A 26,621-nucleotide genomic window follows, 5' to 3' on the forward strand; every position below is an offset into this window, starting at 1 on the left:
CAGATTAGTGCTTGGCGGCGGCGGTGCTGGGCTCGGTGGTTTTTTCCTTCATGCCCTCCAGAAAACAGGCCCGGCAGCGGGCCTCGTAGGAGTCGGTTTCGCCGAGCAGAATCTTGTCGTCGGAGGCGGCAATGCGGAAGGAGTAGGTGGCCAGCTCGCCGCAGCACACGCACACGGCGTGCACCTTGGTTACAAACTCGGCAATGGCCATCAGCGTGGGCATGGGGCCGAAGGGTTTGCCCATAAAGTCCATGTCGAGGCCGGCCACGATGACGCGGGTGCCACGGTTGGCCAGCTGGGTGCACACTTCCACCAGGGATTCGTCGAAGAACTGGGCCTCATCCACGCCCACCACGTCGCAGGAGCCGGCCAGCAGCAGCATTTCCTGGGCAATGGGCACGGGCGTAGAGCGGATGCTGTTCGAGTTGTGCGACACCACGTCGTGCTCGTGGTAGCGGGTATCGAGGGCGGGCTTGAAGATTTCGACACGCTGCCGGGCAATTTTGGCCCGGTTCAGCCGGCGGATAAGCTCCTCGGTTTTGCCCGAAAACATGGAGCCGCACACAACTTCAATCCAGCCCCGGCGGGGCGTATCGCGGCTCGTGCCGACGCGGGGTTCTATAAACACGGTGCTATCTGTTGGCGGTGGTCGAAACCGGGCCGCCGGGGCCCGGTTGGAACCTCTAAAGTACGAGTTTCACGGCGGAGCCTCAAATGCCTGTTGGCGCCGCAGCGGTCAGCCGCTAGAGGATCAGCCACTTAATTCCTGCCTACTGTTTTGGGCCGCGGCACCTGGTTTTAACCGGGAAGGTAGCGCAGATGCGGTAGCTTGGTAGCTTCGGGCACCCGGCCACTCACCTCGCCTTCGGGCAGGCGGGTTTGGCAGGTCAGGCGCTCGTGGGGCAGCAAGCGGCCGGCGGCGCGGTAGCGCAATTCGGCATCGGTGGGCGGACTCAGTAATTCCAGGCCCTGCATCACCTCGAGGCGGCAGGTAGTGCAGCGGCCTTTGGCCCCGCAGGCGTGCATCCAGTCGTGGCCGGCGGCTTGCAGAGCGGCGAGAAGCGTAGTACCGGCGGGCACCGAAACTACGGCACCAGGCAGGTTTTGCACGGTCAGAGTGGGCATCTTTACGTAAATTGCCCGTTGAACCAGGCTTTCGATGAACGACAAATATAGCTCCGCAAAACGCGAACAATACGGTCAGCGGCTGGCCGCTCAGCTTTGTGACCAGCACTTTGGCCCCGCTCCCACTGCCACCCTCGACGGGCCAGCCGTGCTGCGGTTTACCCCCATCCGGCAGGTAAACCTGTTTGTGGTGCAGCAGCTGCTGGCCCAATGGACCGGGGAAATGGCCCGCCTGCGCAGTCCCTACTTCGACTTCGAGGCGCCCGACGTGCGCCAGGCCCTGACCCAGTTTATGAACACCTTGTCGCGCCGCATCAAGCTGGGCCGGGCCGCCTTTGAGCCCCTGCTGGCCCGGGCCATCGGCGACACGCTGGGCGTGGCTACCAACCCGCAGCAGGCTTTCGAGCAGAAGCTACTGGGTACGCAACCCACCACGACGGCCGAGCAGCTGCGCGACGCGCTGCGCTACTTGGACCTGGATAAAGCCTTGTTTCAGGGCTTTATTGATACCCTCACGCCGGGCACTGCGCTGGAGCGGGACTTTGTACTGAACCGGTTCCGCCTCTACCAGGAAGCCAACTACAAGGCCCACACGCCCCTGGAAAAGGTCGTGGAAGAGTTTAGCCAGCTGCTGCCACTTTCGGTAGGTGATTTGCAGGACCAGGCTCCGGCTGCCGAAGCTACCAAAGCGGCTGAAGCCGCGCCGGCAGTGCCTGTTGCCGTAGCGGCCCCGCCAGCCGCCCCGGAAGCAGTGGCTCCCCCGGTTGCCAGTGCGCCGGAACCCACCCCGCTCCCCACTTTTGTGGCTCCTGCGGCTCCGGCACCGGCCCCCGTGGCAGCACCGCCGGCCGAGCCGGAACCCATTCGCCGGCCGCTGGCCGAAGCGGCGGCTCCGGCCGGGGTGCCCTTGTACGAAAAGCTCAAGGCAGAGCAGCCGGCCTCGGCCCCGCTCAGCGAAACGCTGCGGGGCGAGCGGCCCAGTACTACGCTGGCCGAGAAGTCGGCGCCCAAGGTGGAGTCGCTGCGGGAGGCTATTTCCATCAACCAGCGCTTCAGCTTTATCAACGAGCTGTTCAACGGGGAGAATATGGAGTACCACACCGCCATTCAGCACCTCGACACGCTGCCTAATGCCGACGTGGCCAAGCGCTACGTAACGGAGGATCTGGCCCAGAAATACGGCTGGGTGCGCAAGGAAGAGCACGTCAACAAGCTGCTCAAGCTCCTGGACCGCAAGTTTGCCTAACCCCCGAGGCGGCGTGCTTTCCCCGGCGGCCACTGGGCTGACTTCGATTGGGCTGCGCTGGCGGCAACTGCTGCTGGTGTACGTGCTGGCCGTGGGTGTGCTGGCCGGCAGCGCTTACACTATGTACGTGCACTATGACTTCTCCCACTCCCTCGACACGCGCAGCTACCTGAGCATGGCCCGGGGCGAGTTTCGGGGCGTCAGCATCACGCGGCGCTACCGGGTGCCGGTGCCGGCCGTGGCCGCCGCCGTGGCCTGGCCCGTGGAGCAGGTCTACGCCCGGATCTGGCCCCAGCGCGCCACCACCGACTGGCCCTTGCGGCTGGCGTTTTACCTGGTCAATACCCTGGTGCTGGCCGGGGCCGGCCTGCTGATTTTCCGCAGCTGCCTACTCTCCGGAGCTTCGCCGCCCGCCGCCCTGCTGGCCCTGGTAGCGGTGCTGACCAGCCGCTGGGCCGTGTACACGGCCGGCTTGCCACTGGTAGATAGTCTGTACCTGCTGGTTTTTGCCCTGGCGTTTTACGCGGCCCGCAGCGGCTCGGCGGCGGCGCTGGTGGCCTGCATCCTGCTGGGCCCACACGCCAAGGAGTCCTTTATTTTCCTAATGCCCTGGCTGCTGTGGTTTGCCCGCCCGGCCCTGTCGTGGCCCCGGCAGTTGGCCTGGCTGGCAGCTTCGGGGGCCGTGGCCTACGCCGTGCGGCACTGGATAGACGCGCAGGTGGGTGCCCCGCCCCAGGAAAGCCTGCACAACGCCCTGGACCACGTGCACAACCTTGCGTACTCCCTGCGCCGGCTGCTGTCGGTGAAAGGAGCCGGGGAAATCTTCAGCATCTTCGGCTTCTTCTGGCTGGTGCTGCTGGCCGGGCTGCGCTTCAGCGGTAAGCTGTGGCTCCGGCCGCTGGACTTGAGTGGGGCAGTCCTGCTACTCGTGGTGCTGGTACACATGCTGCTTTCCGGCGACCTGGGCCGCATGGGCTACCTGGCTAGCCCCGTGTTTGCGGTGGTATTTTCGTTGGTGCTAACCCGGCACCCCGCTTTCCAATGGCTGTGGGCCGCTCCCGCGAAACCCTGAGGGCGGGCGACCAGGCAAAGCCAAGTAAACAGCTTCTCTCTTTTTGCTATGGTCGTCTACCAGCGTTGGTAGACGACCTCACTCTTTTTGGCAAGGTCGTCTACCAACGCTGGTAGACGACCTCACTCTTTTTGCTGGGGTTGTCTACTTGCCGGCTCAGGCAGTACTCTATCATCTTATGGCTATGCCAAACAAGCCAGGCAGCCCCGTAGTCACTACCGCTGTTTGAGGGGCTGCCCGGCCGCGTCAGCCCTTCTCAGCGGATTTCGGTGAGGTAATACGGTCCGAAAGCCGTGGGAAACGAGTCGGCTTTTACCGTGCGGAAGCCGCGCAGCAGCTCGGCATTCTGGTTGCCGTACACCAGCTGGGCCCGGTCCAGCAGCTGCGGCCCGTCGAGGCCGGTGGTGAAAACCCGGTGGCCATTGCGCAGTTGGGTGCGCAGCCACTCCCGGAACCGGGCCGGCGACTGGCCCGGGCGCTGCACCAGCAGCGTGGGCGCGGGCAGCACGTTGGCGGGCCCCTCAGCCCGGCCGGTATGGTAGTGCAGCTGGTTGAGCGTCAGGTTGTGGTTGTCGAGCAGAAACCAGCTGGTAGGCTCGGAGAGAATTTGCCCCAGCAATGGGCTGTTTGGCGCAATACCGGTATTGGCAAAGCGCAGATAATGGCTGGGTACGAGCCCGAAAGCCAGATTCCAGCCCAGCAGCGCCAAACCCAGCGCAGCCACGGCGCGGGGCGGCAGCCAGGGCAAGCCGGCCGCCACCACCACGGTCAGCAGCGCGGGCGCCATCACCATAAACTCGGCATTGCCCTCGGAGTACACCGCAAACAGCAACTGCAGGCCCAGAACGACAAGGTGACTAAGTACCACGGGCAGCACTGCTGCAGAGGCTACGGTGCCGGACTCAACCACCTGATTCCGCCGTCGAAACCCAAGCCCCAGCAGCCAACCCGCGTAGGCCAGCAAACCCAGAAAAGCTAGTCCGACCAGCCCCAGCGCCGGATACTGCCGCAGCAAGGCCAGCATGGAGCCGTGCACCTGCACAAACGTGCGCCCCAGATTCACCACCGAGAGCAGCAGGCCGTGGCCCGATACGCTGCCGGTGGCCGTGCCGGCGTAGTAATCGTGGAACACGAAGCGCCACAGGGCGGCCACGGTCAGGGGCTGCTGCCAGTAGGGCAAGGTCGCCACGTAAGCCACTGGTACCAGCAAAGCCGGCAGGGCGTACACGAGCAGAGCGCGCAGTTTAGCCCCGGGAGCGTAATACGCCGTGCCCAGCAACAGACCCAGCCACCAGCAGAAGTGAATCTGGTGAAACAAACAGGCCAGGGCCGCCCAGAACCCGGCCGCGGCCAGATGCCTCAATTTCCACCCGCCCAGCTGGTAGCGCGCCCAGGCCAGGCTGCCCAGCAACGACAGCAGCACGGGCAGGATGTAGGCCTCGTTTTCGGTGGCAAACCGCAGCACGCCGAAACTGGCCCCAACGAGCAGCAGCCAGGGCCACACGGTTGTCCCGGCCGGCCGCAACCGGCGCAGCAGCTGCCGCAGCACCAGCAGACTCCCCCCGGCGGCCAGAGCGTTCAGCACCTTCAGGGCCGCCAGCGTATCCACGTCCCCGCCTACCGCGCGCAAGGCCGTGACCCACAGCCAGCCGACCGGATTATAGAGCAGATGGTGGGCCAGCAGCAACTCATGGCCGTGCCGCACGCAGGCCGCGTAGTACCACGCGTCCAGGGTAGAATTTTGCGTCGGCAGCAGCAGATAAACCAGCGTCAGCAGGCCGATAATGATGAATTCTGGATTCTGAATACTGAATTGGCGCAGCCGCCCCGGACTCGAACGAAATTCAGAATTCATCATTCAACGTTCAGAATTACCTGACTAAGTCCTGCTTGCGGTAGGCGTCGATGGCCAGCAGGATGAAAAGCAGGGTAGTGAAGCTCCACAGCGAGGAGCCGCCGTAGCTGAACAGCGGCAGCGGGATGCCCACCACCGGCGCCAGCCCGATGGTCATGCCGATGTTGATGGCGAAGTGGAAAAAGATGACGCTGGCCACGCAGTAGCCGTAGGTGCGCCCAAACACGGATTTCTGACGCTCCGCCACGTAGAGCACCCGGGCCAGCAAAGCCATAAAGAGCACAATGACGACCATCGTACCGGCCCAGCCCCACTCCTCGCCCACGGTGCAGAAAATAAAGTCGGTGCTTTGCGCGGGCACGAAGTCGAACTTGGTCTGGGTACCCTGCAGAAAGCCCTTGCCCACCAGCCCACCCGAGCCAATGGCAATCTTGGACTGGGTCACGTTCCAGCCCACGCCCAGCGGGTCGGCCGAGGGGTTAATCAGCACCTCAATCCGCTTGCGCTGGTGGTCCTGGAGCACGTTGTTGAAGAAGAAATCCACGCCGAAGACCATGCCGATAACCACCGCCCACACCGACAAGGCCAGCGGCAGATGATGGCGCAAAACCTTGGTGTTTACGGCAAAAACCAGGGCCAAAATAGCCGTAAACACTCCTACCAGCCAGAGTTTGGGCACCAGCAAAGCCAGAATCAGAATGGCCCCGGCGGCAGCCAGGATAATGAGAATCAGCGGTGACATGCCCTCCCGGAAGTAAGCCAGCAAGAAGGCGCCGAACACCAGGGCCTGCCCGGTTTCGTTGGCAGCCACAATCAGCAGCGGGGGCAGCAGCGTGAGGCCGGCCAACACCATTTGGTCCCGGAAGTTCTGCTGGCGCAGATTGATGCCGGCCATGTAGCGCGACACGGCCAGGGCCGTTATAAATTTGGCAAACTCGGCCGGCTGCAGCCGCACGGGGCCCAGCTCCAGCCAGGAACGGGAACCGGCAATGGGCCGGGCAATGAAGGGCGTGACGATAAGCAGCACAATCATGATGCCGTAGAGCCCGAAGGCAAACGTGTCGTAGGCCTTGTAGTTGATGACGAGCAGAATCACGATGAGCACCACGGCGGTGCCAATCCAGAGGATCTGCTTAAACCAGTTGAAGGCCATCAGCTCCTGGAAGCTCAGCCCGCTGAACAGGCCGCCGGCCGGGGCCTCGGGCGAGTAACTGGCCGCGTACACGTTGAGCCAGCCCAAACCCACCATCAGGGTGTAGAGGCCGACGGTAACCCAATCGATACTGCGACTATAGCGCGCGGGTAAGGCCATACTTAGCGGCGTTTTACGAATTTATCGGCGCTGCCTTGCAGCCAGGTTTCCCAGTTTTTGCGCACCACTTTGCCCCGCAGGTACTTCTCAATCATGAGCGAGGCCAGAGGGGCCGCCGAGGTGCCGCCGAAGCCGGCGTTTTCAATGAACACGGCAATGGCAATCTTAGGGTCTTCGGCCGGGGCAAAGGCGGCGAAGGTGGCGTGGTCGTCGCCGTGGCGGTTTTGCACGGTCCCGGTTTTGCCCGCCACCGAAATACCAAACTGAGCCAGGCTGGCAAAGTTACCGGTGCCCCCGCGCCCATCCACCACGGCCTGCATCCCCGGAATCACCGACTCAAAATACTTCGGGTCGACGCTGGTGACGTGGCGCTGGGTGTACTGGGGTAACGGGCCGCCCTGGCCGATGCCGCGCACGAAGTGAGGCGTGTAGTAGTAGCCGCGGTTGGCAATGGTGGCCATGATGTTGGCCATCTGCAAACCCGTAATACCGATTTCACCCTGGCCGATGCTGAGCGAGTACACCGTTTTGTAGCCCCAGCGGTGGTAGCCGTAGGCTTTGTCGTAGAACTCGGGCGAGGGAATCAGGCCCTTTTTCTCACTGGCCATGTCCACGCCCAGCTTTTCACCCAGCCCGAACGACATCACCTGCCGCCGCCACTCGGCCAACCCCAGGCGGGCGTCCTCGAAGCGGTTGGTGGAGCGGCCGCGCAGCACGCTGGCCCGCATTACCTGGTAGAAATACGGGTTGCAGCTGTTCTTGATGGCAATAGTCAGGTTGCGGGGTGGCTCGTGGCGGTGGGTGCAGCGCACCAGCTTCCAGTTGCAGTCGAAGGGCGTTTCGGGCGTCACGACGCCCATTTGCAGGGCCACCAGCTCGTTGACCATCTTGAATACCGAGCCGGGCGGATAGGTCGCCATCAGGGGCCGGTTGAACAGCGGCCGCTCGGGGTTATTGAGCAGGTCCATGTAGCGGTTGCCCATGCCCTTGCCCGTCAGAATGGAGGGCTCGTACATCGGGGCCGACACCAAGGCCAGAATTTCGCCCGTTTTGGGGTCGAGGGCCACGATGGAGCCCCGCTTGCCCTGCATCAGCAGCTCGCCGTACTTCTGCAGCTCAATGTCGATGCTGGTGTGCAAATCCTGGCCGGCCACGGAAAGCGTGTCAAATTCGCCGCCGCGGAAGGCGCCTTTCTCAATGCCGCGCACGTTGACCATGCGGTACTGCACCCCGCGCCGGCCCATCAGCACCGACTCGTAGAACGACTCCAAGCCGGTGATACCCAGGTTGTCGCCGGGCAGGTATTTGGCGTACTTGGGCTTTTCCAGGAAAGCCGGGGTGATGGCGCCCACGTAGCCTAGCGCGTGGGCCATGTTTTCGGTTTTGTAGGAGCGCGCCATCCGGGCCTTGATGCTAAAGCCGGGAAAGTCGATGAGGTTGTCTTGAATAGCGGCCTGCTCGGGCGTGCTCAGGTTCTGAACCAGCGGCGAGGCCTTCACCCGGGAATATTTGCGGGCCATTTTCAGCCCCTCCCGAATTTCCTCCAGCGGCATCTGCAACAGTTGGCAAAAGCGGGCCGTGTCGAGCTGCTTTACCTCGCGGGGCACTACCATCAGGTCGTACACCGGCGTGTTTTGCACCAGCAGCTGCCCGTTACGGTCATAGATTAGGCCGCGGTAAGGCACCTGCACGATGCGCTGCAGCGTGTTGCGGTCGGCGGCCAGCTTGTAGCTGCCGTCGAGCACCTGGATGTAGAAGAGTCGGGCCCCAAATACCAGCGCCACGACCAGGAATAAGGCCTGAACGACGTATTTGCGGCCTTCGAGGTATTGCAAAGCGAAAGAAACTGAGAGTAAACACCTTCCGACTCACCCGCCGGATTTACAAAGATACAGCAGTGAGATGGTGAAATGGTGAAATAGTGAGCGGATGTTCAGTCTGCGCAGTTGCGCGCCAGCGGAATGACAAACTCACTATTTCACCATCTCACCATTTCACCTATCGGCTCCGGCGGCGGGTGGGGAAGAATACGAGCTGGCTGATGAGCAGCGTGAGGCTGGTGTAGAGCGTGCTGAGCAGGATTTTGGCCAGCGTGAGGCCGAAGAAATGGAAGCTGCCCAGCTCCAGCAAAAAGAATACGGTGTGGTGAATGAGTACCAGCAAGCCTAAATACACCACAAACCACTGCCAGCCCATCTGGTGAATACTGGCCGAGTCGGCCGAGTCGTAGCCGTCGCGCGGGGTGAGCAGGCGCAGCACCCAGGGCCGCACGTAGGCCAGCAGCACGGCCGCCGCCGCGTGCAGGCCGCCGGTGTCGAAGAACAAGTCCACGACGAAGCCCACGACGAAGCCCAGCGCGAGCTGCACTACAATAGGCGTGCTGATGGGCAGAAACAGCAGAAACCCGATGTAGAGAATGCACCAGCCCAGGTCGAAGAGCACAAAGTCGGTGCCGCTGATCAGGAACACGTACAGGCCCACGTAGAGCACGAAGCGCAGCAACTGCATGATGATGTCGCCTACTCCCCTCACGGCTTGTCCTCCTCTTCCGGCTTAATGCCCGCGCGTACTTCCACGGTGTCGCGCTCGGCCTTGGGACGGGCACTGACCACGTAGACGTAGGTAAGCTTGGTAAAATCGACGGCCAGGCGCACCCGCACCGTCCAGAAGTTCTTGTCGGGCTCTTTCACAAACGACTCGACCCGCCCAATCATGACGCCCTCGGGGAAAATGGCGTTGTAGCCCGAAGTCACGACCGTGTCGCCGCGGACCAGCTTGTTTTGGCGCGGAATGTAGTCGAGCAGCGCCTGGGTGGGGTCGTCGCCGAGCCACTTGATGGTGCCGAAGGTTCCGTCGCGCTGCAGCTTGGCCGAAATAGACGTTTTGGAGTGCAGCACCGAGGTTACCGTGGCGTAATGCTCACTGGTCACTTTTACCCGGCCCACCACGCCGGCGGCGGCCAGTACCCCCATGCCTGGCTTCACCCCATCCACGGTGCCGACGTTCAACGTAAGGTAGTTATCCACTTTTCTGAGCGAATTGTTGATAACTCGGGCCGGAATCAGTGGATAATCCGGGTCCCGGGTCGGAATCTGGCGCAAACCGAGCAGCAGGGAGTCGGGCCGGGCCAGCTTACTAAGGCGGGCCTGACTCAGGCTGTCCTGGGCTACGGGCAGGGTTTCGGCTTCGCGGCCGGCCAAATCGGGGCGGTAAAGCTGCTGGCGGAGCATGGCATTTTCGGCCACCAGGTTGCGGTTTACTTCAAAGAGCCGGAAATAGTCATACACCCGGGTCCGCACGGCCAGCACTTCGCCGGTATAGGCGTTGGCCGAGTTGAAAAACGCCGCTTTCTGGTACGAGCTGTTGCGCACGTACAAATACAGGCTCAGCACCTCCAATAGTCCGAACACCAGGATGCCCCGGTAGCGGAAAAGGAAGTTGAGCAGATTGTTCATGCGGAAATGGTGATTGTTGATTGTTGATTGCTGAATAACCCGACGCAGGCTTATCGACGAACAGCGTAGGCCTAGTCCGCTTTATCAACAATCAACAATCAGCATTCAACCTTACGTTAGCAGTACGCCTTTAAAGGCCTGGATATCCTTGATGGCCTTGCCGGTGCCGCGCACCACGGCGCGCAACGGGTCTTCGGCAATATGAATCGGCAGCTTGGTTTTCACGGCCAGGCGCTTATCGAGGCCGCGCAGCAGGGCGCCGCCGCCGGTCAGATGGATGCCGTTTTCGTAGATATCGGCCGACAATTCGGGCGGCGAAATCTCCAGGGCCTTGAGTACGGCTTCCTCAATTTTGGCCACCGACTTATCCAGGGCAATGGCAATTTCGGACGAGGTAACCTTGATAACCTTCGGAATACCGGTCATCAGGTCGCGGCCGCGCACTTCGAAATCGGGCGGCGTCACGTCGAGCTCGGTCAGGGCCGCGCCCACTTCGATTTTGATTCGCTCGGCGCTCCGCTCACCGATCAGCAGGTTGTGCTGCCGGCGCATGTAGTCCAGAATGTCCTGGTTGAAGACGTCCCCGGCCGTTTTGATGGACTGGTCGCAGACGATACCCGACAAGGCGATAACCGCAATTTCGGTGGTACCGCCCCCGATGTCGATAATCATCGAGCCGATGGGCTGCTCCACGTCGATGCCGATACCGATGGCGGCGGCCATGGGCTCCTGAATCATCCACACCTCCTTGGCCCCGGCGTGCTCGGCGGAGTCCCGCACGGCGCGTTTCTCTACTTCAGTAATGCCCGAGGGAATGCAGATAACCATGCGGTGCGAGGGCTGAAACAGACGCCGACGGGTGTCGATCATCTTAATCATGCCCTTAATCATTTCCTCGGCGGCGTGGAAGTCGGCAATTACGCCGTCTTTCAGGGGCCGGATGGTTTTGATGTTGTCGTGGGTCTTTTCGTGCATTTGCTGCGCTTGCCGGCCCACGGCAATTACTTTATTGGTTGTACGGTCTTTGGCGATGATGCTCGGCTCATCCACGACGATAATGTCGTTGTGAATGATGAGCGTATTGGCCGTCCCCAGGTCAATGGCGATGTCGCTGGTAAGGAAGTTGAAGAAACCCATTGAGTAGCGGCAATTAAAAGAGAATGCACAGTTTAGCTCCGTGCAAAGTGGGCGCAAAAGTACACAAGTTTCAGCGAAGCACCACCGGTATAATCATGGCATGGCCGGCCGTTGCCCTGGCCGGCCCCCTGGCACCGCGGAGCTTGAAACGCACCAAACGACCGGATAGCCAAAACATTGCGGCCGAGCTTCTTTTTCCTCTGTCCTTGCGAGGAAGAATGACGAAGCCATCCGTCCTCTGCTGGTGACAAATGTCCTTTTACCAGAAAGCCCTAACGCCGGAGTAGACGTTAGGGCTTTTCACTTTAGAATGCTCGGCACACTTCAGCGGACGGGTTGCTTCGGCTTACGCCTCGCAAGGACAGATTTTGCCCCTCTCCACATTCTTCACATTAAGCCGTAGCACATTATCCACATTCCCCCACATTCGCACATTAAAACCCTAGTGCTTGAAGTGGCGCACGCCGGTCATGACCATGGCCATGCCGAGCTGGTCGCAGGCGGCAATGCTGTCGGCGTCCTTGATGGAGCCGCCGGGCTGCACCACGGCGCGGATACCGGCGGCCCCGGCAATTTCGACGCAGTCGGGGAAGGGGAAGAAAGCGTCGGAGGCCATAACGGCGCCCTGTAGGTCGAAGCCGAAGGACTTGGCTTTCTCAATGGCTTGGCGCAGGGCATCCACGCGGGAGGTTTGGCCCACGCCGGAGGCCAGCAGCTGCCCGGCCCGGGCCAGCACGATGGTATTGCTCTTGGTGTGCTTGCAAACCTTGGCGGCGAAGACCAGGGCTTCGGTTTCCTCGGCCGTGGGCGCCGACTGCGTTACCACTTTGAAGTCCGCGGCGGTTTCGGTCTGCCGGTCGAAATCCTGCTCGATGACGCCGTTGAGCAGCGTTTTGACCTGCTTGGCGGGGAACTGCACTGGCTTTTGGCGCAGCAGGATGCGGTTTTTCTTGCTCTGCAGAATCGGCAGGGCTTCGGCCGCAAACTCGGGGGCAATGAGTACTTCGAAGAACAGCTTGTTGAGCTCCTCGGCCGTAGCGGCATCCACGGGCTTATTCACAATAATAACCCCGCCGAAGGCCGACACCGGGTCACAGGCCAGAGCATTGGTATAAGCGGCGTGCAGGGTTTCGGCCTGAGCCACGCCGCAGGCATTGGTGTGCTTCAGGATGGCGCAGGCGGGCTGCCCGTCCTGGAATTCCTGCATCAGGAGCACCGCCGCGTCCACGTCGACAAGGTTGTTGTAGCTGAGTTGCTTGCCGTGGAGCTGGTCGAAGAGGGCCGTCAGGTCGCCGTAGAAGGTGCCGGCCTGGTGGGGGTTTTCGCCGTAGCGCAGGCTGGTGGCGGGCTTCTGGCTTACTTTCAGCACGGTACCGTCGATGGCCGTGCCCTGGCTGAGGTAGTTAAAAATATGGGTGTCGTAGTGGGAAGTGGCCTCGAAGGCGGCGGCGGCGTAGTGGCGGCGGTCCTCCAGGTCGGTGGCGCCGTTCTTTTCGCGCAGCAGCTCAGTCACGGCCTCGTACTGGTTGCGGCTGCTGACGACGAGCACGTCGCGGTAGTTTTTGGCCGCGGCCCGCAGCAGGGAAATACCGCCGATGTCGATTTTCTCGATGACGTCGGCTTCGTCGGCGCCCGAGGCCACGGTTTCCTCGAAGGGGTACAGATCCACAATCACCAGGTCGATGGGCGGAATGCCGTGCTGCTCGGCCTGGGCCAGGTCAGAGGCCTCGTGGCGGCGGTGCAGAATACCACCGAATACCGTGGGGTGCAAGGTTTTGACCCGGCCGCCGAATACTTCCGGAAACCCGGTCAGGCTTTCCACGGCCGTTACCTCGGCGCCCAGCTCCTGGATGAATTTCAGGGTGCCGCCCGTGGAGTACAGCTGCACGCCGTGCTCTTTCAAAAGCGCCACCAGCGGCTCCAGACGGTCTTTGTAATAGACGGAAACGAGGGCGGAGCGAATGGGCTGCGACATAGCAAGAAGGGGTTTGGTCTGAACGATTGACGGCGCGAAGGTAACCTGCCCGCCCACGCCGAGCCAACCAGCGGTGTTACTGAATTGTTACGCCGACACATCCGCGGCAGCTCAGCCGTACGTACGACTGTTGAGGTCATGCGCTGGGCCGGTGCCCTGCCCCTGCCCGCCTCGCCTGCACCGTTCCCTACTAATATACGTGTTCTATGCCTGCCCCCGACGCACCCTTTATTACGCTGCCCATTGCCCGGGCCCTGACCGAAGCCCCCGAAGCAGCGGCGGCCCGCCTGGCGCCGCGCCTGGCCGCCCAAGCCCCCGCTACCGACGAGGAAGGCGGCTTTCCCACCACGGAGTTTCAGTGGCTGCGGGCGGCGGGGCTGCTGGCCGCGCCCTTGGCCCAAGTGCAGGGCGGGGCCGATTTGATGCAGCCCGCTCACACGCTGGCTTTGCTGCGGACGCTCAAGCACATCGGGCGGGGCAATCTGGCCGTGGGGCGGGTCTACGAGGGCCATGCCAACGCCCTGCTGCTACTGCAGCTCCACGGGCAGCCGGCGCAAATTGACCGGTGGGCGGCCGACGCGCGAGCCGGGCACTTGTTTGGCGTCTGGAATACCGAGGCCCAGGACGGGGTGCAGCTCGAACCGCTGCCCAATGGGCGCTACCGGCTGCGGGGCAGCAAAACCTTCGGCTCGGGCGCCGGCCACCTCACCCGCCCGCTCATTACGGGGAAGCTACCCGATGGCGGCTGGCAAATGTTCATCCTGCCCACCGACGAGCAGCCAACCACGCTGGATACCAGCTTCTGGCGGCCGTTGGGCATGCGGGCCACGGCTAGTTTTAGGGTAGACCTGACGGGAGCCGAAATCGGGCCCGATGACCTGCTGGGGCTGCCCGGCGCGTATTACCAGCAGCCGGGCTTCAGCGGCGGGGCCATCCGGTTTGCCGCCGTGCAGCTGGGTGCCGCCGAAGCCGTGTTCGACGAAACCCGCCGCTTCCTGCGCGACTCGGGCCGCACCGACGACCCCTACCAGCGCATGCGCCTCGGTGAATTGGCCGTGCTCGTCGAAAGCGGCAACCTGTGGCTACGTGGGGCTGCCGACCACGCCGCCCGCTCCGCCGCCGCTACTGATGCCGAAGCTACCGTGGCCTACGCCAACCTGACCCGTACCGCCATTGAGGATATTTGCCTGAAGGTGCTGCAGCTGGCCGAGCGGTGCGTGGGAGCCCGCGGCCTGCTGCGCCCCGAGCCCTTCGAGCGCCTGCACCGCGACCTGACCCATTACCTACGCCAGCCCGCCCCCGATGCCTCCGTGGCCGATGCGGGCCGGTTTGTGCTCAGCCAGCCCGCCCCGGCGTCTTCCCTCTGGCAGCATGACTGATTCTGTCTTCTCGTTTACTGAGCTGCCCATCCGCCCCGCCGCGGGGTCAGCCGACTTGGACAAAACCGTCGTTATCATTCCCCACCCCGATGATGAGTCGCTGGGGTGCGGGGGGTTGCTGGCGCTGCTGCGCCGGGCCAGGGTGCCGGTGCGGGCCGTGCTGGTGAGTGACGGAACCATGTCGCATCCAAACTCCCGGAAGTTTCCGGCGGCAGCCCGGCAGGCGTTGCGGGAGGCCGAACTGCGCGAGGCCCTGACTATTCTGGGAGTCGAAACCGAGCCCACTTTGTATCTGCGCTTACCCGACGGCGCCGTGCCCGGCCCCGGCGCCGCGGGCTTTACGGCGGCCGAGCAGCAGTTGCGCGCTTATTTGGCGCAGGAGCAGCCCGCTACCATCCTCGTCCCGTGGCGGCGCGACCCGCACCCCGACCACCGCGCCACCAGCCAGCTGGTGCAGGCCGCCCTGACCGGGTTGCCTTTCGCGCCCCGGCTTCTGGAATATGTGGTCTGGGCCTGGGAACGGGCGGCCCCTGCCGACTTGCCCCAGCCCGGCGAGGTGAGCGGCTGGCGGCTCGATATCGGCCTGGTGCTGGCGCAAAAACAGCAGGCTATTGCGGCCCACCGCTCCCAGCTCACCGGCCTGATTGACGACGACCCCCACGGGTTTCAATTGTCGGAAGCTATGCTGGCTCACTTTGCCCGACCCTTCGAGGTGTACCTGGAAGCCAACTGAATTTCGCCGGCCCTATCCCCCATCCTACCGTTTCGGCTCTATGAATCCTAACCAGCCCCATACCCTGCCGCCCACGTATTTTGAGGCCGTTTATCAGGCCAACGAAGACCCTTGGCACTTCGAAACCAGCCCCTACGAGCGGGAAAAGTACGCGGCTACGGTGGCGGCCCTGCCCCGGCCGCAGTACGCCCGGGCCTTCGAAATCGGCTGCTCCCTGGGCGTGCTCACCGAGCAGCTGGCCCCGCGCTGCGGCCATTTGCTGGCCGTGGACGTAGCCGCGGCCCCGCTGGAAAAAGCCCGGCAGCGCTGCGCCGCCCTGTCCCAGGTAGAATTCCGGCAAATGAGCCTACCCGACGAATTTCCGGTCGAAACCAGCTTTGACCTAATCGTATTATCGGAAGTGGGCTATTACTGGTCAGGACCGGATTTGTCGCAAGTGACAAATTTACTGCTGGCGGCCCTGGTGCCGGGTGGGCAGCTGCTGCTGGTTCACTGGACGCCGCCGGTGCACGACTACCCGCTGACCGGCGACGAAGTGCATGACTTTTTCCTGCAGCAAACCGCCTCCAACGGGCCTCTACGCCACCTGCACGGCTTTCGGCACAACACCTACCGGCTCGATGTGCTGGAGAAGATTTAGGCAAGCGGCGGAGCCGTAACCCGCAGTTCGTGGCGCAGCTCACGCAGGGCCTGGGTAAGCGGAACCAGCGGCCAGCGGCGCGCCCAGACGACTTTGGTCAAGACCTGCTGCTCGACCCACTCCCACAGGGCCCCGAAGGACGTGACTTGCCGCAGGTGCAGCGCCAGAGAAACCGTGGAAGTTTGCAGTAGTACCGCCATTTTCTCTACTAGCAACCCTGGGGGTACCAGTTCGTCGTCGGGCCACCCCGTCGTATGGGCCTCGTGCCAGAGCTGGCGCAGCTGGCGCCGCAGTAGCAAGGTGGCTACTACGCTAGGCGCGCCGGCCACTAACGGCTCCTGCTGCCGGGCCCCCAGCAGGGCCCACTCGCGCAGCTGCCACGACAAGCCCACGGCCACCCGCCCTTGGTGGCGGCCGGAGGTGAACACGCGCACAGCGGGGCTGTGGCGCACCGGCAAATCGTGGCGCTGCAGGGCCTGGAACAGGGCTTCATCCTCCAGATAGGGCACGGCGGGCAGGCCGCCCACCGCCCGGTAGGCGGCCGCCGTGATGGCGAAGCTGGCGCCAAAATGCTGGTGATGACGGGGCCAGGGGTCGTGGTCGTTCGGGTCCAGCTCTGCTTCCAGGCGCGCCCGCAGCAGGCGGTAGGCCGCATCGCGCAGGTGGTAGCGCCGCACCACGCCAGAAGGCTCGGCGGGCAGGGTCAGGATGCGGCCACACACGGCGGCGGCTCCGTGAGTGGTCAGCTCGGTGGCGGTGGCGGCCAGCCAGGTGGGCGCTACGCTCGTGTCGCCATCGGTGCTGGCAATGTAGCCCGTGGGGTTGCCCACCAGCTCCAGGCGGCGGCAGGCTTCATCCATCAGCAGGCGGCGGGCGCAGCCAATGTGAGCCAGGCCCGGCGGCAGCGTAAGCTCAGCCACGTGCAGGACCAGAGCCGGATGCGCCTGGGCAAACCGGCGCACCACGGCCGCGCTGTGGTCCCGGCAGTTGTTGGCCAGCACAATAATTTCGAAGGAATGTGGCGGCAGAAGCCGGCCGGCTTCGTCGATTTGGGCCGCCAGCGCCGCCAGGGTGTGCGGCAGGTTGTCGGCCTCGTCTTTCACCGGGATTATCACGACGGCTCGCAGTGTGGGCGCCGGCGGAGTGGCAATAAGCAAGACGGGGGCGGGCAGAGCAGCGGTAGCATCCTGGGCCGAGTGAAAGCGGGAAGGCGCAGTTGGAGTCATCCAAAGGATGTACGCGTAAGCTCCACCGTTGGGATTGATTAGCGTCGAGGTTATTTTCTGCCTCACCCCAACCGTGCCTTGGGCTGGGCATTCTCCATTTCCCGAGAAAGCCCCGACTTACTCCACGTTATCAGCGAGAATAGCCTTATCAAGCCGCGACGGTGCAGCAGGGGACACTCACTGTTAAATCGACGGCGAGTCCAGCCTTCCAGCCGGTTTGGCATCTCACCGATGCTACCGGGCTTCACTTTCTGCGCCCGGGTCCAGGTATTTACCGTCTCACCGCGGTTTGTTGCCTTGCATTTCCCGTTGGCGCATGGGCATGGCGTCGATCGTCGTGAAAAGCGAGGCCGGTGTTACCGGCTCTGTTTCGCGGCGCTTGGAGCCGCCATCTTTCCCCAGCAGCACCATCGTGAACCTGGTGGGTGAAACGTGGAGCGTTTCGGTGAGGTAGTTGCGGTCGGCCGCCGACAAGGTGGCGAACAGCACTTCGCGTACCAGCAGCTCGCGCGCCTGCAGGCCGGGACGGTCGGTGGCCAATAGTTGCCGCTGGCGTAGCAACGCGGCGTTATCGGAGGTAGGCGCACAGAGCAGCAGCACCCGCTTCTGCCAGCGGCTGGCTTTCAGCGAGGCCGCCAGGGAGCCAACCGCCTGTGCGCTTACGAGGGTAGACCAGAGGATGAAGCTACTCAGCACGAGCAGCCCGCGCAAGACAGAAAGGCCCATAGTTGATTGCAATAACAAACGAGCCTGTAACGTGGTACGCGCCCGGTAAGATGTACCCAAGCGTTTGTCATACGCGCTACGGCCTCCACGACGGAAATGAGGAAAGTCGGCAGCAAGCCTGCCTACGGCGGGGCACGAGCAGATGAGCAGTAAAAGCGCAGGAGCGGTTCCCACCGATTCCTATTTGACGGGCGCTACGCCAGGGAGGGTTTGCACGATGGGTTGGATAGTGCCGTCCGGGTTATAGCGCAGGTAATCCACGCAGATGGAGCGCCGGTAGCTGCCGCCGGTGGGCAGGGCGCCGTTGTGGTAGAAGAAGTAGCTCTGGCCCTTGTAGTCGATGATGCCGGGGTGGGTCGTGAAGCTGTTGGGCACGTTTTCCTGGATGATGCCCCGGTACGTCCACGGCCCGGCGGCGCTGGGAGCGGTGCAATACTCTATCATTTCGGGTTTGGTGCCGGCGCTGGCGTACACGAGGTAGTACAGCTTCTTGCGCTTGTAGAGCCAGGGCCCCTCGATGTAGTTTTTGGGCGTGAAGGTGGAGATGGGGCCAGCCAGCTCGGTCATGGTATCCTTGAGCTTCACCCACTTGCAGCTGCCGTTGCCCCAGTACATATACACCTGCTTGTCGTCATCCACGAAGACGGTCGGGTCAATATCGTCCCAGGCGTGAGGCAGGTCCTTGGTCATTTCATTGACAATAAGCGCCTTGCCAATGGCATCCTTGAACGGGCCGGTGGGCCGGTCCGACACGGCTACCCCGATGGCTGCGCCGCCCTGGCTGTTGTCGTCCTTCTTGTGGAAGGTGGAGACAAACCAATAGAACTTGCCCTTGTGGTAAACGCACTGCGCCGCGTAGGCATCGCCGGTGGCCCAGGCGAAGGTCTTGGGCGAGAGGCGGGTACCGTAATCCTTCCAGTGCACCATGTCGGTGGTGGAATAGATGCGCCAGTCGGGCATTTTGTAGTTGGTTTCCTGCACCGAAGCCGTGTCGTGGCCGGTGTAGAGAAACAGCGTGTCGCGGTACACCAGCGGGGCGGGGTCGGCCGTAAATACGCCTTTGATAATCGGGTTTTGCGCCTGCGAAGGGAGGTAGGCCCCGAGGGCCAGCAGGGCAAGGAGCCAAGTCTTTTTCATAGAGCGAGGGAATGATTGGGGGAATTGAATAGAAACCAGGACTTGCTAGTGGGCCTGGAGCGAATAGGTTTTGCCGGCTTTGGTGGGAAAATCATACACAAACGATGGTACCACTGAAGGCTGGCGTGGCGTGGTTTTGTCGGAGACCAAGGGAGGCTTAACGGGAAGGGTTTGGTAGAACGGATTGGGGTTGCTGCCCTGGGCTTCCTGCAGCTTTAGGCCTCCTGTGGCCGCTACAGGGTGGTGCAACCGCACGCGGCAGTTGCCGCCGAGGCGTGAGGTGATGCGCGCGCGGGTAATTTTGCCCTTGTCCCAGGCCAGATCTACCACAAAGCCTCCACGAGCCACTAGGCCCGCTACCTCGCCCGTAGGCCAGGCATCAGGCAGGGCGGGCAGCAAATCCAGAACGCCATCGTAGCTCTGCACCAACAGCTCGGCCAGGCCGGCAGTGCAGCCAAAGTTGCCATCAATCTGAAAGGGAGGGTGCGCGTCGAGTAGGTTGGGGTAAGTACCGCCGCCCTCGCCCGAGTTGCTGCCCGCGCCCGCGCGCAGGTGCAGCTGCTCGGTAAGCAGCTTATAAGCGTGGTTGCCATCGAGCATTCGCGCCCAAAAGTTCACTTTCCAGCCCATCGACCAACCCGTGGACACGTCGCCGCGCTGCGTAAGGGTGGTGCGGGCGGCCTCAAAGAGCTCGGGCGTGCGGTAGGGCGAAATCTGCCCGCTCGGATATAGCCCGTACAAGTGGGAAATGTGGCGGTGTTGGTCTTTGGGGTCGTCTACATCCTGTAGCCACTCCTGCAACTGCCCGTATTGCCCGATTTGCATCGGGGCTAGCTGCTCGCACAGGGTGCGCAGGGTGTCGGCAAAGGCGCGGTCGGTGTTCAGCAGGTCGGCGGCCTGAATGGTTTTCGAGAACAGGTCGAATACCAGCTGGTTATCCATGGTGGTACCGGCCACAATAGCAATGCGTTTTCCCTGGAGCTCATAGGTATTTTCGGGTGACACCGACGGGGCCATGACCCGCCATTGATGGGTGGGTTCGGGCTGCAACGCATCAACACAGAAAGCGGCGGCGCCCTTCAGCACGGGGTAATACTCGCGCAGAAACTGCTGGTCGCCGGTGAACTCATAATGGTCCCAGAGGTGCTGGCTGAGCCAGGCCCCGCCCATCGGCCACAGACCATACCGCGGCGGGTCGACCTGCCCCGTAATGCGCCAGATGTCGGTGTTATGGTGTAGCATCCAGCCTCTGGCCCCGTACATACTGCGGGCACTTTGCTGGCCGGTCACGCTCAGGTCTTTGAGCATGGCAAACAAAGGCTGGTGCAGCTCCGTGAGGTTGGTAACCTCGGCCGGCCAGTAGTTCATTTCCGTGTTGATGTTCACCGTGTACTTGCTATCCCACGGGCCTTTGAGCTGGTCGTTCCAGATACCTTGCAGGTTGGCCGGCTGCCCACCCGGCTGCGACGAGCTGATCAGCAAATAGCGGCCGTACTGAAAGTAGAGCGCCGCCAACGCCGGATCCTGCCCTTGGGCAAAATTTTCGAGCCGCTTAGTAGTAGGTAGGGCCGCCGCGGAGGTCACGCCAAGGTTCAGCGTCACGCGGTTGAAGTAGCGTTGATAGGCTGCTACGTGGTCGGCTAGGGCCTGCTTGTAGGGCTTGCCCACGGCCTTGGCCAGGTAGGCCGTGGCCCGCTCGGCGGCGTTGCCGCTCACATCATGGTAGTTGTTGAAGTTCGTGCCAATGGAAATATAGAGCGTGGCGCTGTTGGCGCGCTCTAGGCGAATACCGGCGGCGGTGGTTTGCACGGTACCACCCTCAGCTATGGCGCGCACCCGCGTTTGGAAGCGAATCTGTCCCTCCTGCCCTTCATGCGCACTGCCGCGGCCATCCAGCACCAATTGGTCGTTTTCGGTGCGGGAGGTATGTTGCATTGGGCTTTCGGTGCTGAGCTGGCAGCTGATGCTGCCCGGCCGGCTGGCCGTGAGGCGCACAATGATTACTTGGTCGGGCAGGGAGCTAAACACCTCGCGACGGTAGGCCACGTTCCCCAATTGGTAGCTCACCGAGGCCACGGCCCGGCTAATGTCTAGGTCGCGCTGGTAGGCGGTGGCTTGGTCGTGGCCGGGAAAATCCAGGTACACGTTGGCGGCCATCTGGTAGGGCATACCGCTATTGCCGGCGGGCTGCATCTGGCTCTGGGCTACCGCCTGCGCCTCCTGCAGCCGCCCAGCCAGCACCTGCGCCCGCAGCTGCTGAATCACGGGCAGGGCATCGGACTTCACGTTGTTGTTTGGCCCGCCCGCCCAGATGGTTTCCTCATTTAGCTGCAGTCGCTCCCGCGCGGGTCCACCAAATACCATGGTGCCCAGGCGGCCGTTGCCGAGAGGCAGGGCCTCGTTCCAATTGGCGGCGGGCTTATCGTACCATAGCCGCAGGGGGGTAGGCTTCGGTTTAGCTTCCGCAGCTCCCGGGTTGGTGCCCCAACAAAGCAGTAGCCAAGAAGTAATAATCGGCCAATGAAGTTTCCTCATACGTGGGTGAAATGGGCGCCGGGTTGAGCGTTGAAGTGTGCTTAGGAGCTCTTAGAACATTCTGCTTGTTTTATTGCATAGCTAACGCCACTCAAAACAGCCCTTGGGCAAACCGGTACAAGTCGTGGCGCCACACGGGCCAGGTGTGGCCGCCGGGGTACTCGCTGTAGACGTACTTGATGCCCAGCTCATCCATTTTGGCCCGCATCACCTTGTTGTTGGCGTAGGCAATGTCGACGGGCCCGCCCATCGACAGCCACAGCTGCTTCAGGTTGGCGTTGATGGTGCTGGCATTGGCTTGCATAAAGGCGTACTGCGGGTCGGACAGCTGGGGGTTGTTGGCAAAAAAGCCCGAGCTGAACACGCCCAGATGCTGGAACATGTCCGTGTTGCGCAGCCCGGCATACAGGGTTTGCAGGCCACCCATTGACAAGCCCGCCAGGGCCCGGTTGTTGGCCCCGGCCGCTACCCGATAGTTGCTTTCCACCACCGGCAGCACGGTTTGCTTTAGCTCGTCCTCGAAGCGTTTCAGTGTACCCTCGTTGAAGCCCGCCAGGCCACCGGGCCCGCCCAGGTTGCCGTCTAGCATCACCACGAGCATGGGTTTGGCCTTTTTCTCAGCCAGCAAGTTGTCTAGAATCAAATCGGCTTTGCCTTGCCGGGCCCAACCGGTTTCATCTTCGCCCCCGCCGTGCAGCAGGTAGAGCACCGGGTACTTGGTGGAGACGTTGTCGTCGTAGCCGGGCGGCGTATATACGTACATCTGCCGCCACGAATTGGTGACTTTCGAATAGTACCGTTTCATGCGCACCTCGCCGTGGGGCACGTCCTGCAGGGCGTAAAAGCTGGTGCCGCGGCCCGGAACCTCGATGCCACTGGCCATGAGGCCCATGCCGTAGAACGTGTCGCTGGCGGGGTCGGCTATGGGCAGGCCGTCGAGCACCAGGGAGTAGTAGTGTAGGCCCCGGCTCAGCGTGTCGGTCGTCACGGTCCAGGTGCCGCTGCTGTCCTTCACCATGTCGTACTTGCGGCCCAGGTCCAGCTGCGCCTGCTGCACACCGGGGGCTTTCAGGCGAAATACGGCGCGGTTATCGGGCAGAATCTGGGGGTATTTGGCGTTGCGCACGTTGGTAGCCGCCGGTGCGCCCAGCACGGTGTAGGTGGGCAGCGCGGCCACATCCACGGGCTTAAACAGGAACTGCGAAAACATGTAGAGCCCGTTTTTCCAGACCTTAAAGTCGTGCCCGCCCGCCTCCAGGTAGTACACGTGCGGCACCTTGTGCTCGTAGAGGTAGTCGTGAGTGCGCTGGCTGATGGGCAGCAGGCCGTCCTGGTCGCCGCACGAAATCCAGAGGAGCTTGAGCTGCTTGGTGGCTTGGGCGGGGTCGGGCACCAGCTGCTCGGGCAGTTTGGTGTTGGGGGCCGACGAAAAGCCGCCGACCCAGGCAAATTTATCCAGGTTGCCCAGCCCAAAATTCAGCGACTGTCCCCCGCCCATCGACAGGCCGGCAACGGCCCGGTTCTCGCGGTTCTTGAGTGCTGGATACGTCTTTTCGATGGTGGGAATCAAGTCGGTGAGCAGGTCCTTTTCGAAGTTGGCAAACGCGGCTACCTTGTCCGGCCCGTAGATATTGCCAATGGGCCGGTCATCCGTCATGGCGCGGCCGTTGGGCATCACCACCAGCATGGGCTTGAGCTTGCCCGCCGCGTACAGATTATCCAGAATCACCTGCGGCCGGCCGCCCTTGAGCCACTCTTTTTCGTCGCCCCCGATGCCGTGCAGCAGGTAGAGCACCGGGTACTTCTTGCGTTTGGAATACCCCGGCGGCGTGTACACCAGGGCCTTACGCACCGTACCCACGGTTTTGGAGGTATAGCTGATGCTGTCTATTTGGCCAGCGGCAATGCCGGCCGTGGGCTGGTCGAAGCCCTTGGGAGCTTCCATGGCCGTCTTTTGGGCAAACGCGCTGCTCACGCTCAGCACCACAACACTCAGGATGACGGGAATTACGTTTCTCATACCTTGGATAGTGGCCTGGCGGGCCAGATAATAGGTGGGAATATCAGACGGTTTGCAGGCGAGCTACTTCTTTACTGCTTAGTCAAACTTGACCCAGTCAATGGCCACGGGCGTGCTGGTTGTGGAGGAAACGAACAGAGTATGCGTGCCGGGCTGGAAGGCTGCTACCGGGGCTTTCACCTCCTGCCACTGGCTGCCCTTGGGCACGGTTACCTGGGCTAGCAGCGGGCCGGTGGCCCCGTCGGTGCGCAGCTGCACCGTGGCGCCGGCGGCGGCCTGCACGCGCAGGGTCACCGTTTTAAGGGTCTGTTTACCGAAGGCGACGCCGTTGTACTGCACCCAGCCCTGGTTATCGGCCAACACGGTTTTCCAGCCGTGGAAAGTGTTGGCTGGGTCCAGAAAGGCAATGGAAGCGCCGCGGCTGCTCAGGCGGCTGTAGCGGTCCAGCTGGATTTTCTGGCGCGCGTCCGTCAGGCCCACGCCGCGCAGCGTCGGCACCACTTTACGGATGGTCCCGTTGGGCTCGAAAAACAGGCTATCCAGCCGAACCGAACGGCTCTTGTCGAAGGCCGGCGACAAGTCGTTGTGGTGGTAGAATAGGTACCACTGGTTGTTAAACGGCAGAATGGAGTGGTGATTGGTCCAGCAGCCGGTCGGCGACTCGTCCATGATGACGCCCTTCACCGTGAACGGGCCCAGCGGGCTGGTGCTGGTGGCGTATTCGAGGCGCTCGGTCTTGTTCTCCACGTGCGGATACGTGAGGTAGTAGATGCCCTGGCGCTCAAACACAAACGGTCCTTCTTTCAGTCCCTTGGTGGGTAGCTCACCCAGCGTAACAGGCTCCGAGGCCAGTTCCAGCATGTTGGGCTTGAGCTTGGCGGCGTAAATCTCGCCCTGCGACCAGTAGAGGTAGGCCTGTCCATCCTTGTCAATCAGCACGTTAGGATCAATACCGCGGACCCCCTTGATGGGCTGCGGCTCCGGCACGAAAGGGCCGGTGGGCTTATCGGCCACGGCTACCCCCACCGTAAAGCCCTTGATGCTAGTGGTATCCTGGGGGGTAGTCGGGAAGTAGAAGTAGTACTTGCCGTTGCGGGCAATGCAGTCGGGCGCCCACATGCTGTAGCTGTCGGGCTTCACCCACGGCACCTTGTTCTGGGTCACGATGACGCCGTGGTCGGTCCAGTCGGTGAGGTTAGCGGACGAAAACACGTGGTAGTCCTCCATGCAAAACCACCCGACGCGCCCCCGCTCCGGAGTAGCCAGAATATCGTGCGAAGGATACACGTACACCCGGCCATTGAACACCCGCGCCGTGGGGTCGGCCGTAAACTGATTGGTAATAAATGGGTTCTGGGCCTGCACAGTGCCTGCCAGCAGGAAGGCCAGCCCGCTCAACACATACGGCAGTTTACGATATAGCATGGGGCTAGGGGGTTACTTGGTTCCGGTAGTGGTATCCGCAATGCGGAAGTAGTCAAAGTCGGCGTAGCCGCCGGCCGTCTTGGTGGCGTAGTTGAACAGCCCAAACCGGTAGCCCATGAAATGCGGCAGCGTGTAGGCCATCTTGAGCGGCGCCCCAATGGCGTTCCAGGTTTTCCCGTCGAGGCTATAGTAGAAAGTGGCCACGTCCTTGCGCTCCGTGAAGTCACACTCCGCCTTGAAATAGACGGTATTCTGCGGCAGCGGCAGGCGTTGCAGCTCCACGGGTTTCTCCGTTTCGGCGCTAATCATGACGATGGATTTCGCGCCGTTGCGGTAGTCGACTCCCACCAGGCCGTACCGTTTTTGCAGCAGGGCCAGGCCGGCAAAATCCCCTTCCTTGAGGCGCGACACGTCCAAGGCTGTTGTGCCCGCGCAGGTTGGCCCGATGGTGCGCTGGGTCAGGGTGTTGCGGGCCAGCAGAAACGTGGTGTCCACGCGGCCGGTTTTCAGGCGCAGATAGCCTGCCCGGTCAGTTACCGACCAGAGGGAGTTTTCCGGATTGTGGTTCCACTGCCACACCAGCGGCAGGGCGGGCTCACCCTTGCGCCGGCTAAACTCATCCGAGGCCACCAGGCCTGGTATCAGGCCCTTGCTGGGTGGTAAGGGCAGCGTTTGGGGAACCTTGCCGGCCGTGCCCAGCACGGGCCAGCTATCCGTCCACGTTACGGGAACCAGGTACGGAATGCGGCCTACGGCTCCAAAATCCCGGAACAGGTAGGAAAACCACCGGCCATCGGGCGTGTCGATGAGGCCGCCCTGGGCCACGCCCAGGTCTTGCAGCGCCACCCGGCCTTCGTAGGGTCCCGTGAGTTTATCGGCCCGGTGTACCACCACGGTGCGCATACCGCCCTTGGGCCAAGTGATATTGAAGAGATAGTAGTTGCCCTTGATTTTGAATAGCTGCGAGCCTTCCGCAGGCAGGCCTAGGTTGGGACCGGCCGGGGCGCTGGCGTTTTCAATCAGTACCTGCTCCGTAGCGCCGGGCTTCACGCCGGAGGCATCGGCTGTGAGCTCAATCAGGCGCAGCTTGCCGGCGCCATACACCAGGTACACGCGGCCGTCATCGTCAAAAAACAAGGAATGGTCGTGGTAGCTCGGCGTAAACGACGCGACTTTCCAGGGACCCTTTTCGATGTCCCTGGTGGAATACACGTAGGTTTTGCCGGTCGTCTGGGCGAAGGTCGAGACGTAGTACGTGCCCTGGTGAAACCGCAGGCTGCTGGCCCACGAGCCCCGGCCGTAGGTGCTCTTGCCGTTGCGGAGCGTCAGCGCATCCAGGCTAGCCAGCGTGTCGGAGGCGTAGCTGACCAGCTGCCAGTTTACCAAGTCCGTAGACTTCATGATGGGCACGCCCGGACTCATGTGCATGGTCGTGCTGCTCATGTAGTAGGTCTTGCCCACCCGAATCATGGCCATATCCGGCACATCGGCGAAGATGACTGGGTTTTGCGCCTGCTGCACCTGCGCAGCGAGCGGCGAAATAGCAGCTGCGGCAAGGACTAAGCCGAGGACTACAGCACTGCGCTTTAAAGAGTAAGGCATGGCAGGAAATACCGGGGCAAG

Annotated in this window: 21 protein-coding genes; 5 read left to right on the forward strand and 16 right to left on the reverse strand. The window is 62.4% G+C overall.

All coding sequences use genetic code 11. The features are described from left to right. Positions 1-4: 4 nt before the first annotated feature. Both CLV45_RS24450 and CLV45_RS24455 read right to left on the reverse strand, forming a co-directional pair. Entirely contained in the window at positions 5-628 is a 624-nt protein-coding gene (locus CLV45_RS24450) for a thymidine kinase (protein WP_100339135.1), read from the reverse strand. A gap of 170 nt (positions 629-798) precedes the next feature. Continuing rightward, positions 799-1,125: a 2Fe-2S iron-sulfur cluster-binding protein gene (locus CLV45_RS24455; protein WP_100339136.1), complete on the reverse strand. Its 327-nt coding sequence runs from the start codon at positions 1,123-1,125 to the stop codon at positions 799-801. Between the two features lie 34 nt (positions 1,126-1,159). Here CLV45_RS24455 and CLV45_RS24460 point away from each other — a divergent pair, with 34 nt between their 5' ends. After that, on the forward strand, positions 1,160-2,371 hold the full coding sequence (locus CLV45_RS24460; RefSeq protein WP_100339137.1) for a hypothetical protein: 1,212 nt from the start codon (positions 1,160-1,162) through the stop codon (positions 2,369-2,371). Continuing rightward, positions 2,364-3,443: a hypothetical protein gene (locus tag CLV45_RS24465; protein WP_157807774.1), complete on the forward strand. Its 1,080-nt coding sequence runs from the start codon at positions 2,364-2,366 to the stop codon at positions 3,441-3,443. Before CLV45_RS24460 ends, CLV45_RS24465 begins: the two co-directional genes overlap by 8 nt. Positions 3,444-3,699: 256 nt before the next feature. Here the strand turns inward: CLV45_RS24465 and CLV45_RS24470 are convergent, their stop codons facing one another. From CLV45_RS24470 to purH, 7 genes are all read right to left on the reverse strand, one after another. Beyond that, positions 3,700-5,301: a hypothetical protein gene (locus CLV45_RS24470; protein WP_100339139.1), complete on the reverse strand. Its 1,602-nt coding sequence runs from the start codon at positions 5,299-5,301 to the stop codon at positions 3,700-3,702. Positions 5,302-5,314: 13 nt separating this feature from the next. Next, positions 5,315-6,610: a rod shape-determining protein RodA gene (gene rodA, locus CLV45_RS24475; RefSeq protein ID WP_100339140.1), complete on the reverse strand. Its 1,296-nt coding sequence runs from the start codon at positions 6,608-6,610 to the stop codon at positions 5,315-5,317. Between the two features lie 2 nt (positions 6,611-6,612). Beyond that, positions 6,613-8,445 carry a penicillin-binding protein 2 gene (gene mrdA, locus CLV45_RS24480; RefSeq protein ID WP_100339141.1) on the reverse strand — a complete coding sequence of 611 codons (1,833 nt, stop codon included), beginning with the start codon at positions 8,443-8,445 and terminating at the stop codon, positions 6,613-6,615. A gap of 163 nt (positions 8,446-8,608) precedes the next feature. Further along, entirely contained in the window at positions 8,609-9,118 is a 510-nt protein-coding gene (locus CLV45_RS24485; RefSeq protein ID WP_100339142.1) for a hypothetical protein, read from the reverse strand. A gap of 20 nt (positions 9,119-9,138) precedes the next feature. Continuing rightward, positions 9,139-10,065, reverse strand: coding sequence for a rod shape-determining protein MreC (gene mreC, locus CLV45_RS24490; protein ID WP_100339143.1), 927 nt, complete (start codon positions 10,063-10,065; stop codon positions 9,139-9,141). A gap of 111 nt (positions 10,066-10,176) precedes the next feature. After that, the gene (locus tag CLV45_RS24495; protein WP_100339144.1) at positions 10,177-11,202 is read right to left on the reverse strand and encodes a rod shape-determining protein; all 1,026 of its coding nucleotides are present in this window, start codon (positions 11,200-11,202) and stop codon (positions 10,177-10,179) included. Positions 11,203-11,644: 442 nt separating this feature from the next. Continuing rightward, the gene (gene purH / locus CLV45_RS24500) at positions 11,645-13,177 is read right to left on the reverse strand and encodes a bifunctional phosphoribosylaminoimidazolecarboxamide formyltransferase/IMP cyclohydrolase (RefSeq protein ID WP_100339145.1); all 1,533 of its coding nucleotides are present in this window, start codon (positions 13,175-13,177) and stop codon (positions 11,645-11,647) included. Between the two features lie 206 nt (positions 13,178-13,383). On the opposite strand from purH, the gene CLV45_RS24505 reads away from it, so the two are divergent. Genes CLV45_RS24505 through CLV45_RS24515 form a run of 3 tightly spaced genes read left to right on the forward strand, consistent with a single transcriptional unit; the run spans position 13,384 to position 15,929 of the window. After that, entirely contained in the window at positions 13,384-14,556 is a 1,173-nt protein-coding gene (locus tag CLV45_RS24505; RefSeq protein WP_100339146.1) for an acyl-CoA dehydrogenase, read from the forward strand. After that, on the forward strand, positions 14,549-15,289 hold the full coding sequence (locus tag CLV45_RS24510; protein ID WP_100339147.1) for a PIG-L deacetylase family protein: 741 nt from the start codon (positions 14,549-14,551) through the stop codon (positions 15,287-15,289). Before CLV45_RS24505 ends, CLV45_RS24510 begins: the two co-directional genes overlap by 8 nt. 40 nt (positions 15,290-15,329) lie before the next feature. Next, complete coding sequence (locus tag CLV45_RS24515; RefSeq protein ID WP_100339148.1) at positions 15,330-15,929, forward strand: class I SAM-dependent DNA methyltransferase; 600 nt, start codon at positions 15,330-15,332, stop codon at positions 15,927-15,929. On the opposite strand, the gene CLV45_RS24520 is transcribed toward CLV45_RS24515, so the two are convergent. The 7 genes from CLV45_RS24520 to CLV45_RS24550 form a co-directional block, all read right to left on the reverse strand. Beyond that, on the reverse strand, positions 15,926-17,155 hold the full coding sequence (locus CLV45_RS24520) for a glycosyltransferase (protein ID WP_100339149.1): 1,230 nt from the start codon (positions 17,153-17,155) through the stop codon (positions 15,926-15,928). The genes CLV45_RS24515 and CLV45_RS24520 overlap by 4 nt on opposite strands. A 279-nt stretch (positions 17,156-17,434) precedes the next feature. Continuing rightward, entirely contained in the window at positions 17,435-17,881 is a 447-nt protein-coding gene (locus CLV45_RS24525) for a DUF4174 domain-containing protein (protein WP_100339150.1), read from the reverse strand. Between the two features lie 180 nt (positions 17,882-18,061). Continuing rightward, positions 18,062-19,018 carry a glycoside hydrolase family 43 protein gene (locus tag CLV45_RS24530; protein WP_100339151.1) on the reverse strand — a complete coding sequence of 319 codons (957 nt, stop codon included), beginning with the start codon at positions 19,016-19,018 and terminating at the stop codon, positions 18,062-18,064. A gap of 45 nt (positions 19,019-19,063) precedes the next feature. After that, positions 19,064-21,553: a glycoside hydrolase family 95 protein gene (locus CLV45_RS24535; protein WP_100339152.1), complete on the reverse strand. Its 2,490-nt coding sequence runs from the start codon at positions 21,551-21,553 to the stop codon at positions 19,064-19,066. 91 nt (positions 21,554-21,644) lie between these two features. After that, positions 21,645-23,573, reverse strand: coding sequence for an alpha/beta hydrolase-fold protein (locus CLV45_RS24540; RefSeq protein WP_100339153.1), 1,929 nt, complete (start codon positions 23,571-23,573; stop codon positions 21,645-21,647). A gap of 78 nt (positions 23,574-23,651) precedes the next feature. Further along, complete coding sequence (locus CLV45_RS24545; protein ID WP_100339154.1) at positions 23,652-24,998, reverse strand: family 43 glycosylhydrolase; 1,347 nt, start codon at positions 24,996-24,998, stop codon at positions 23,652-23,654. A gap of 12 nt (positions 24,999-25,010) precedes the next feature. After that, complete coding sequence (locus CLV45_RS24550) at positions 25,011-26,600, reverse strand: glycoside hydrolase family 43 protein (RefSeq protein WP_100339155.1); 1,590 nt, start codon at positions 26,598-26,600, stop codon at positions 25,011-25,013. Between the last annotated feature and the right edge of the window lie 21 nt (positions 26,601-26,621).

The sequence above is a fragment of the Hymenobacter chitinivorans DSM 11115 genome, from assembly GCF_002797555.1.
Classification (GTDB): domain Bacteria; phylum Bacteroidota; class Bacteroidia; order Cytophagales; family Hymenobacteraceae; genus Hymenobacter; species Hymenobacter chitinivorans.